Genomic DNA, 10,501 nt, shown 5'->3' on the forward strand with positions numbered 1-10,501 from the left:
CCCAGATCAGCGCAGATCTGCCGTCGCCACAAACCGCCCCTGGACCGCGCTCTGCGCGCCGCGCTCCAGCATCGCCATAACCTGTTGCACCTGCTGCGGGGTGACCGGTGCGGCAGCCGTCTGGCCGCACAGGTAATCGCGCAGCCCGGCGTAGTACTGCAAATAGTTGCCCGGCACGCTGGGCACGGTGGTGTTCAGCATGCCGTCTGCCGCTAACGCCAACGCACCTGGCAGCGGGTCTGTGCCCCAGCCATCCAGGGCACCTAGCTGTGGGCGGGCTCCGGCTTTCAGCGTGTCCTCTTGCGTATCCAGACCAAACTTAGTGAACGAGCCGCCGGTGCCGTGCAACACAAAGCGCGGCCCGCTGGCGGCCACGCAGGAGCTGGCGTGCAGCACCACGCGCAGGCCGGGGTGGGTAGAGGGGTAGCGCAGCTGCGCGTGGAAGTAGTCGTTGGTTTGCGTGCCTTCGCGCTGGCGGGCTACGTCGAGCTGCAGGTCGTCGGGCACGCCGAAGAGTTGCACGGCCTGGTCTACCAGATGCGCGCCCAGGTCCATCCACAGGTCGGAGCCAGGAATATCCTGCTCGCGCCAGCGGCCAGGAATGACGTGGCGGAAGCGGTCAAAGTGGGATTCGAAATGCGTGATGCGCCCCAGCTGTCCGCTGGCCAGCACCTGTTGCAGCAGGAAAAAGTCGCCATCGAAACGGCGATTTTGGTAGACGGTGAGCACCCGGTTTTGCTGCTTGGCTACGGCCAGCAAATCTTCGGTCTCGGCCAGGGTCACGGTGCAGGGTTTGTCCACCACCACGTGCTTGCCCGCCAGCAGCGCAGCGCGGGCCAGCGGGTGGTGGCTGGCGTTGCTGGTGGCTATTACCACCAGGTCGATCGTGGGGTCGGCAAACGCGGCCTCGGGAGTGGGCACCACGCGCACATCTGGCCAGTCGGCATGCACCGCCTCGGGTTTGCTGGAGCAGATGCAGGCCAGCTCCAGGCCGGGCACACCGGCAATCAGCGGCGCATGGAAGACACGCCCGGCCAGACCATAGCCAATGACGGCGACGCGGATGGGGGCAGTGAGCGGGGTCAGGGTGAGGGGTGTCATGGTATGGAATTCACAGGGTAGAAAAAGAGTGGGGGGCAGCGTACCGCACCATACACATTAACGGTTGCGCCCGGCCTGGGCCGTCAGCCCCGCCCAACGCCGGGCCGAGCTTTGTACCGCCGCCTGCAACACCGCCATGCGGGCCGGATCGACAGGCTGGGGCTGGCTGCTGCCGGGCGGCGTGGCCCATTCCATGGCCTGCAATTCGACCATCCAGGCGCTGAGTTGGCGCACCTCTTTCAACAGTGCGGTGCGCGGGTCGCCGGGCGGCAACCAGGCAGCGGCCAGCTCGGCCTGCGCTTGGCGGAATGCCGGGGCGTGCAGGCTGCGGCGGCGCGCGTCCGCTTGCTGCGCGGTGAGCTGACCAGCCCGCCGCAGTTGCGACTCCTGGCCCAGCCCCTGCATGGCCGCATGGAAGCTGCGCAGGCCGGTATCGAAAGCCGCCGCCCCCGCGTACCCGCGTTGAAAATCCACCGCCGCAGGGGGGGCCAGCAGCACCAGTCCGCCCACCAGCACAGCGACCGCCGCTGCGGCCACTATCGCCCGCCCGTGCACCGGGGGCGGGGTCCGCAACAGCTCTGGCCGCACCGGCAAAAAGCCGCCCAGCAACGCCCCGGCAAGCAACCCGCCGATGTGGGCCGCGTTGTCTATCCCGGTTTGTAAGAAGCCTTGCACCAGCGAATACAGCAGAAAAAATCCCAGGCTGCGCAGCATTTGTCGGCCATACAAGCGGGGCAGTCTGGCGCGGTGCCGCAACACCGCCACCAACACCACCCCGGCCAGCCCAAACACCGCCCCCGAGGCTCCGACAGAGATGGCTTTTTGGGCCGAAAAATGCAGGCTGAAGGCGCTGGCCGCCAGCCCTGCCCCCAAGTACACGCCCCCATACAGCCGGTGGCCGTAGATGCGCTCGGCGGTTTGCCCGATGGCCCACAGGCCCAGCATGTTCGTTGCCAGGTGCAGCATGCCGCCGTGCAAAAAAATGGCCGTCAGCAGCCGCCATACCTGGCCGCGCTGCACCTCGGATGCGGTATTGCCGCCCCAGTGCCACAGCGCTTCAGCACGCGGCGCAAACGCATCCACACCCTGCGCCACCATCAGCCCCCACACCGCCAGGTTGAGCGCAATCAGCCCGTAGGTCACCCAGGTGTGCGGTGCCAGGGCGTGCAGCCGGTCGTGGAACTGCGCCTCTTCAAACAGGGAGGATTGGCCTGGATCACGGTTGGCCATCACACCCCTTGGTTGCGCATCCAGTCGGCAGTCTGGAAAAAGCTGTCGCGCAGCCGGGCGCGCAGGGCCGCGTCTACCCCTGTTTCGCCCATCGCCTGGTCCATGCAGGCCAGCCACTGGTCGCGCTCCAGAATGCCGATCTTGAACGGCATGTGCCGGGCCCGCAGGCGCGGGTGGCCAAACTGCTCGGTGTAGGTCTGCGGTCCGCCCAACCAGCCGCACAGGAATAAAAACAGGCGATGCCGGGCGTTCTCCAGCTCGGGGCCGTGGGCAGCGCGCAGGGCGGCATAGCCGGGCTCCAGGTCCATCAGGTCATAGAAGCGGTCTACCAGCGCCTGTACCGGGGCTGCGCCGCCGATCCATTCAAACGGGGTGGCAGCAGGGGATTTTTCTTGAATTTGCATAGAGGAAAAGGGAGATTTAGAAGATAGTTGCATAGGCGTTTGGGCCGCATGCCCGGGTGCATCTTTGAAAAAGCCTATGCGATGCATAAATTTTATTGAATTCTGATTTCCATAGTAATTAATTACCATGCTGCATCGTGTCGGAGATTTGCACAGAGGTAGGTAGAAACATATTTTCACCTGACCTCTGCGGCACGATGTAATAGTCAATCCAGCCACCCTACAACACCAAGGAGCTCCCCATGACCACCGAAGCAAAATGCCCCTTCCACCATGCCGCAGGCGGCGGTACGACCAACAAGGATTGGTGGCCCAAACAACTGCGGGTAGATCTGCTGAACCAGCACGCAAACAAATCCCACCCGTTGGGCGAAAAGTTCAATTACGCCGAAGAGTTCAAAAAGCTGGATTACAAAGCCCTCAAGGCGGACCTGGTCAAGCTGATGACCACCAGCCAGGACTGGTGGCCGGCCGACTTCGGCCACTACGGCCCGCAGTTCGTCCGCATGGCCTGGCACAGCGCAGGCACCTACCGCACCCAAGACGGGCGTGGCGGTGGCGGGCGTGGCCAGCAGCGCTTTGCACCGCTGAACTCTTGGCCCGACAACGTCAACATCGACAAGTCGCGCCGCCTGCTCTGGCCCATCAAACAAAAGTACGGCCAAAGCATTTCCTGGGCCGACCTGTTCATCCTTACTGGCAATGTGGCGCTGGAATCTATGGGTTTCCGCACCTTCGGCTTTGCCGGTGGCCGCGCGGACGTGTGGGAGCCCGACATGGACGTGAACTTTGGCAGCGAAACCACCTGGTTGGCCACCGACAAGCGCTTCAGCGGTGACCGCGAGCTAGACAGCAACCTGGCCGCCACCCACATGGGCCTGATCTACGTGAACCCCGAAGGCCCGAACGCCAGCGGCGACTACCTAGCCGCAGCCAAGGACATCCGCACCACCTTCTACCGTATGGCGATGGACGACGAGGAAATAGTCGCCCTGATTGCCGGTGGCCACACCTTCGGCAAGTCCCATGGTGCGGCCCCCGAATCGCACAAGGGTCCAGAGCCTGAAGGCGCCGGCATTGAAGCGCAAGGCCTGGGCTGGAAAAGCAACTTTGGCAGCGGCAACGGCAAAGACACCGTATCCAGCGGCCTGGAAGTTACCTGGACCACCACCCCGGCCCAGTGGAGCAACAACTACTTCGAGAACCTGTTCAAGTTCGAGTGGGAAATGACCCATTCGCCCGCCGGTGCCAAGCAGTGGGTGGCCACCAACGCGCCGGACATCATCCCAGACGCGCATGTGCCGGGCTTGTTCCACAAGCCCACCATGATGACCACCGACCTGACGATGCGCTTTGACCCGGAGTTCGGCAAGATATCCAAGCGCTTCCACGAAGACCCACAGGCCTTTGCCGAAGCCTTTGCCCGCGCCTGGTTCAAGCTGACCCACCGCGACATGGGCCCGAAGGCGCGCTACCTCGGCCCCGAAGTGCCTGCTGTTGACCTGATCTGGCAAGACCCGCTGCCAGCGGCCATCCACCACCCCACGGCGGCGGACATTACCGAACTCAAGTCGAAAATCTTGGCCTCGGGCCTATCGATCAGTCAGCTGGTGTCGGTGGCCTGGGCTTCGGCCTCCACCTTCCGGGGCGGCGACAAGCGCGGCGGTGCCAATGGTGCGCGACTGGCCCTGGCGCCGCAGAAAGACTGGGAAGTCAACCGCATCGCCGTGCAGGTACTGCCCACGCTGGTGGCGATCCAGCAGGCATCGGGTAAGGCCTCGCTGGCCGACGTGATCGTGCTGGCGGGCAACGTGGGCGTAGAGCAAGCGGCCAAGGCGGCGGGTGTGGCCGTAGAGGTGCCGTTCGCACCGGGCCGGGTTGACGCGACACAAGACCAGACCGATGCCGAGTCCTTCGCCGCGCTGGAGCCGCTGGCCGATGGTTTCCGCAATTACAAAAAAGGTCCCATCGGTGCAGCTACCGAAGCCTTGTTGATCGACAAGGCCCAATTGCTGACCCTGACCGCGCCGGAACTAACCGCGCTGGTCGGCGGCCTGCGCGTACTGGGTGCCAATGCCGACGGCAGCGCGCATGGCGTGTTCAGCGACCAGGTGGGCGTGCTCAGCAACGTCTTCTTCGTAAATTTGCTGGACATGGGCACCGAATGGAAAGCCGTGGACGGCGAGGGTGAAGTGTTTGAAGGCCGTAACCGCCAAAGCGGTGCGGTGCATTACACCGGCACCCGTGCCGATCTGGTCTTCGGCTCCAACGCGGTGCTGCGCGCCTATGCCGAGGTGTATGCCAGCGCGGACGGGCAGCATAAGTTCGTTGCAGACTTTGTCGCCGCCTGGACCAAGGTGATGCAGCTGGACCGCTTCGATCTGGAGTGATAGCCATGAAAGAACTAAAAACCACTGCAGGCCTGTTGATCAACGGCTCGGGCCTGGTGATTCTGCTGTCCCACCTGGCGCAATGGCATGCGGGCTGAACCGATCTGACGCCATCGCCCCCGCTCCGCCCACCGGGTGGAGCGGGGGTGTACGTCCATGCAAAAAATAGCCCTATGCCTCCCCGCGCCCCGGCGCAAACGGGGACACCCTGTCACGCACCCCATGTCGTGGCCCGCTAAGTGAAATAATAGGGGTTTGATTTTCAAGGAACCTCCCCATGAGCGATACACAACAACGCATTGATGCACTGGTCAAATCTAACAATGTCGTGCTGTTTATGAAAGGCAATGCCAGCTTTCCCCAGTGCGGCTTCTCCGGCCGAGCGATCCAGCTGCTCAAAGCCTGCGGCGTGGACACCAAGACGATCCAGACCGTCAACGTACTGGAAGACGACGAAGTCCGCCAAGGCATCAAGGAATACAGCCAGTGGCCCACCATTCCACAGCTCTACATCAAGGGTGAATTTGTAGGCGGCTCGGACATCATGATGGAAATGTACGAATCCGGTGAACTGCACCAAATGCTGGGCGCCACTCCCGCCTAACTTCACGTTAAGCGGCATGTTTGTACCCACGGCGCACCCAGTGGACGGCTGTGGCGCAAGATCCACAGCCTGTAAATAGGCGGCGTTAACGGCACTATTCCACACCACGCTCTCTAGTACGCTGACACGGCTTATGCTGAAATGAAGCCGTGTATGTAACTAGGAGTAAACGATGGAATCCCGCAGCCTTGTTCCTCACGCATCCTCGTTCCAACTGCCCGTGGCCAACGTGCGCAGTGTGTTCCTGCCGCACGATGTCGAGCGCAAACTCGCCAAACTGCCCAGCCGGGAACACGAGAATCTACGCAGCACCTACGAGCGGATGCTGGAACGCGGTCCCGACCGCTTCCAAGTCAAACCCTCGGGCATCCCCGAGATGGCAGCTCTGTACCAAACCCTGCCCAACTTCACCGAAGTGCTAGACGATGTGAAACGCCACGTCGCCCTGAGCCAGGACAGCCGCGACGGCCTGGAAGTCACACCCATCCTGCTGCTCGGATTGCCCGGCATCGGCAAAACCCACTTTGCCAAGAAACTGGCCGATCTGCTGGGTACGGGCATGAGCCTGGTGCCCATGAGCTCAATGACCGCCGGTTGGCTGCTGTCAGGCTCATCCTCGCAATGGAAAGGAGCCAAGCCCGGCAAGGTGTTTGAAGCGCTGATAGACGGCGAATACGCCAACCCGGTGATCGTGGTGGATGAGATCGACAAAGCCAGCGCCGATGCCCAATACGACCCGCTGGGTGCGCTCTACAGCCTGCTGGAGCACGACACGGCCCAGAACTTCATGGACGAATTCGCGGAGGTCGCCATTGATGCCAGCCAAGTCATCTGGATCACCACGGCCAACGACCCACGCGGCATCCCCGAGCCCATTCTGAACCGAATGAACGTGTTTGAAATCGAGCCTCCCACCCCCGAAGCGGCGCGACAAATTGCCCGCAACCTGTACCAGTCCATCCGCACTGAACATGGCTGGGGCGAACGCTTTGACCCTGAGCCGCATGCGGATCTGCAAGAGTCCCTGTCGGAGCTGGCACCCCGTGAAATGCGCAGGGCGTTAATGACGGGCTTTGGTAACGCCCGGTTGGATGGCCGCGACACCGTACGGATTGAAGATCTCCCCCGAGCCCAGCCGCACAAAGGCCGCATGGGGTTTATCCAATAAACCTAGGCTAACGCTTCAGTTGGTCTTTTGGCGTTGCAAAAGCTGCTGCACAAAGTTGGCGGGAATGGCATAAGTAATGCCAGAGGGTTGGCTGATAGCCGACTCTTTGGTGCTTTTTACAAACACCATGTTGATGATACCCAGCACCTCGCCAGTATCGGCATCAAACAACGGCCCGCCGCTGTTACCTGGGTAAGCAGTGCCATCCAGTTGAAAAATGTCGAAACTGCCATCGCGGATGCTGCGGATCGACCGCTCAGTCAGTTGTTGCCCGCTCGCTGCGGGCAATACTATCGCCGTAATGGCGGAGACCATCGCCCGGTGCGTGACCGGCGAAAAACCCAGTGCCCCGCCAATCGGAAACCCCATGAAGGCCGCCAACTGCCCCTCGCGCACGGTATTCGAGTCACGCAAAGACAGGGTGGGCACTGGTGGCCCCTCAAACCGCAACAAAGCCAGGTCATGCAGGCGATCCACCTCCAGTACCGTGGCGGCGCGCATCTGCCACTCGCCATTTGCGCTACGCACTTGCACCGTCAAAGTCGCACCCACACCATCTTCAGAAGGCGCGAACAAAACATGGGCATTGGTGAGCCCCCAATTGCCCGTTGCCAGTACAAATCCAGTGCCCCGCAAGGTAAATCGAGGGCTATTATTCGGCTTGTAATAGCCCACCATAATAATAGATGGTTTCACCTTGGAGATAGCTTGAACAATATCCGCATGCGCAGAATTTATACCTAAAAAAACAAGCATCCAAAATTTGGAAAATAACAAATAAACGCCAATTCTGGATGCATTTTTACGCATAAATCCCCCTTATGGCTTCAAAGCGTCTTCATCACCGCTTCAACCTCAGCATGTTCGGTAAATTTATTGCCAAGTTTTGACAACTCACCCAATAAAACTTGGGCTTGCTTTTTATCTCCATACTTTATATAAATTTTTGCAAGATTTAATTTAAATATATTGTTTTCAGGCTGCAAAACAATTGCTTTATTTTGCAATTCAATCGCCTTCGCGTAATCACTCTTATCGGCCAGAAGCATAGCCAGCGTGTCCATAAATGCAGGCTGATTCGGAGCCAAGGCATTCGCTTTCTCCGCATAGCCAAGCGCGGAACTCTTCTTAAGTTGACCCGCCACCCAAGCCAAATTATTGTAGGCAATCGCATTCTCGGGAACGATCTGCAATATATTCAAATAAAGCTTCTCTGCACCCACGAAATCTTTTTTCGCAAGCGACATGTCAGCCATATACGACATGAATTTCACATCCTTGGGGTGGTCCTTCAGCCAACTGGCGGTGTATTTATCTGCATCCGCCTTATTACCGGAGGCAACAAACGCCATGTGCACTTTGACAGATGGCTCTAGTGAAGTAGTTTCTTTCAATCCAAGGCGATAAGCAGTCAGTGCATCATCCCACTTCTTTTGTGCCATATTGATGTCCCCTTCCAGTACATATCCGGTGACATCTTTTGGACGTTGCCGTTGCATGAGCCGTGCGGTAGAAATTGCACTCTGGTATCTTTCAGCCGCTACATCCAAAAATATCAAACCGCGCTGCGCAGGCAAGAAATCAGCCTTTAATGCCAAAACTTTGTTCAAATTTTGAACTGCGGCATCCAGATTTTTAGCATTGACATTTATCTCCGAAAGACGCATCAGCGGCTGAGTTGATAATGACTGCAAACTTGCCAACTTGGTATAAGTGGATACCGCCTGATTGGTCTCACCGATAGCCTCTTGCGCACGCCCTAAAGCATCAAGCACCTCTAGGCTATTCGGTAGGGCCGTAGCTGCATTTTGTGCAGCAGTAAAAGCAGCCTTATTGTCTTTATTTCTAAAATAGAAATTAACCAATACAATTCTTGGCCCAACTTCTTCTGGATTTGCCGTGATTGCCTTATTAATCAATTCGGCAACCTCTTCTTTTTTACCACCCGTACCGGCCTTCAATCCGGCCAAACCCAACAAGGCCTGGCTACTTTTGGGATCTTTTGCCAAGACGCCTTCAAATAACTTTTTGGCTTCTTCTGGCTTTTTCTCAAAAACATTCAATTCAGCCAAACTCACAATGGCAGGAAAATACAAGGGATTCAAAGCCAATGAAGCATCAAAACTCTTGCGGGCTGCTGAAAAATCTTTTTGAATGACCTGAATTTTCCCCCGCAAATTAGCCGCCAACGGATTACTTGGCTCCTTCTTCTCCATTACATTGATTGCCTTCAACGCCTGAGAGAACTCTTGTCTGCGCAGGCGGGCACTAATCAATGCCAAATCGGCAGATGTTCCCTTATCCGTAGAAGCGATGTCTTCCAACTCGTTGAAAGCAGAGTTGGCTTGGCCGCCCATCATGTGCAACAAAGCTAGTGAAGTACGTTTTCTACCGTCTTTGGGGTCTAGTTTTGTCGATTTTTCAAAATATTCAGCTGCTTTTTTAAAGTCGCCATTTTGTACAAAAACTTCGCCTGCAATCGAATACAAAGCGGTATCCACCGGTTCTTGCAACAATGCCGGAGTCAATACCGCCAAAGCTTTGGCAGGCTGCCCCATCTTCAAGTGCGTCAAAATCAACAATCTACGGGCCAGTGGCAAATTGGGGGCAGCAGCAATCGCCTTATTTAAATAAACCTCAGCCTGCACCAATGAATTTAATTGGTACTCTATCCCGCCGGCAATTTGCAAAACCAAGGCATCATCTGGCACAACTTTTAATAGCTGCTGCAATGAAGCCTTTGCTCCAACAAAATCTTTCTTCAAATAGGCCAACTGGGTTTCAAAATATTTAGTTTGCGGGCTTTTTTCGGCACTTTTCTTTAATAACTCAAGTTGCTTCCCCGCATCATCCAGCTTTCCATTTTGCATGAGCAGCGTCAATATTGCAGCATGCCCTTGAATGTAGTCTGGCTTAACACTCACCGACTTTCTATATTGCTCCAGTGCGCCCTCTATATCATTTTTCCAAAAATATAGAATATCGCCCTTCAGCTTAAATGCCTCCGCATCCCCTCCATTTTTGGCAATGACCGAATCCACCACCGCAAATGCATCTGCAAAATTTCTTTTTGCGGCTGAATAACGAGCTTTAACAATCAGAGCATCTGCATTTCCAGGCTCCACCGAGAGCGCCGACTCTAATGTTTTTTGGGCCAAATCGGCCTTGCCTTGGATCGCATAGGCCTTGCTCAGCGAAATATTCAAACTAACCATCGAATCAGCAGATGGCAAAACCGTCCCAGAAAAATCATCTGTTAATTTTTTAAACTTACCCGACATGAGTAATGATTTAGCTATTTGTGGAACAATCAAATCATCTGAATACTTTAGTCTACGCGCCTTCTCCAACTCGATCTCTGCCGCAGCCGGATTTCCAGCAGTTAAAAGTGTCGTTCCGAGCAAGAATCTAGCCTCAGCCAAATCTGGATTTATTTGCAGCGCATTTTTAATTTGAATTATGGCTGTTTTGGCATCATTTTTAGCAAGACTGGTTTTTGCCGATGCCATTAATACATCCGGGCTTTCATCGCCGCAAGCAGAAACCAGCATAGCCAGAACCAATGCAGACACAAGCGTGCGTGAAAAAATATATTTCTTCATTT

Annotated in this window: 8 protein-coding genes; 3 read left to right on the forward strand and 5 right to left on the reverse strand. The window is 57.0% G+C overall.

From position 1 onward, the window contains the following. Window positions 1-6: 6 nt before the first annotated feature. Genes AC0969_RS14195 through AC0969_RS14205 form a run of 3 tightly spaced genes read right to left on the reverse strand, consistent with a single transcriptional unit; the run spans window position 7 to window position 2,735 of the window. Window positions 7-1,101 (reverse strand): oxidoreductase, encoded by a 1,095-nt coding sequence (locus AC0969_RS14195; RefSeq protein ID WP_479624796.1) that lies wholly within the window; start codon window positions 1,099-1,101, stop codon window positions 7-9. Window positions 1,102-1,158: 57 nt separating this feature from the next. Then, on the reverse strand, window positions 1,159-2,331 hold the full coding sequence (locus tag AC0969_RS14200; protein ID WP_479624797.1) for a rhomboid family intramembrane serine protease: 1,173 nt from the start codon (window positions 2,329-2,331) through the stop codon (window positions 1,159-1,161). Further along, window positions 2,331-2,735 (reverse strand): group II truncated hemoglobin, encoded by a 405-nt coding sequence (locus AC0969_RS14205; protein ID WP_479624798.1) that lies wholly within the window; start codon window positions 2,733-2,735, stop codon window positions 2,331-2,333. The genes AC0969_RS14200 and AC0969_RS14205 overlap by 1 nt, the downstream gene beginning before the upstream one ends. Before the next feature lie 242 nt (window positions 2,736-2,977). Here AC0969_RS14205 and katG point away from each other — a divergent pair, with 242 nt between their 5' ends. From katG to AC0969_RS14220, 3 genes are all read left to right on the forward strand, one after another. Beyond that, window positions 2,978-5,125: a catalase/peroxidase HPI gene (gene katG, locus AC0969_RS14210; protein ID WP_479624799.1), complete on the forward strand. Its 2,148-nt coding sequence runs from the start codon at window positions 2,978-2,980 to the stop codon at window positions 5,123-5,125. Window positions 5,126-5,402: 277 nt separating this feature from the next. After that, window positions 5,403-5,729, forward strand: a complete 327-nt coding sequence (gene grxD / locus AC0969_RS14215; protein WP_479624800.1) for a Grx4 family monothiol glutaredoxin — start codon at window positions 5,403-5,405, stop codon at window positions 5,727-5,729. 172 nt (window positions 5,730-5,901) lie between these two features. Continuing rightward, window positions 5,902-6,897: an AAA family ATPase gene (locus AC0969_RS14220; RefSeq protein ID WP_479624801.1), complete on the forward strand. Its 996-nt coding sequence runs from the start codon at window positions 5,902-5,904 to the stop codon at window positions 6,895-6,897. Window positions 6,898-6,912: 15 nt separating this feature from the next. On the opposite strand, the gene AC0969_RS14225 is transcribed toward AC0969_RS14220, so the two are convergent. Next, window positions 6,913-7,707 (reverse strand): S1C family serine protease, encoded by a 795-nt coding sequence (locus AC0969_RS14225; RefSeq protein ID WP_479624802.1) that lies wholly within the window; start codon window positions 7,705-7,707, stop codon window positions 6,913-6,915. Between the two features lie 17 nt (window positions 7,708-7,724). After that, the gene (prsT, locus tag AC0969_RS14230; protein ID WP_479624803.1) at window positions 7,725-10,499 is read right to left on the reverse strand and encodes an XrtA/PEP-CTERM system TPR-repeat protein PrsT; all 2,775 of its coding nucleotides are present in this window, start codon (window positions 10,497-10,499) and stop codon (window positions 7,725-7,727) included. Window positions 10,500-10,501 lie beyond the last annotated feature (2 nt).

This window comes from Rhodoferax sp. LB1P47, assembly GCF_056521445.1.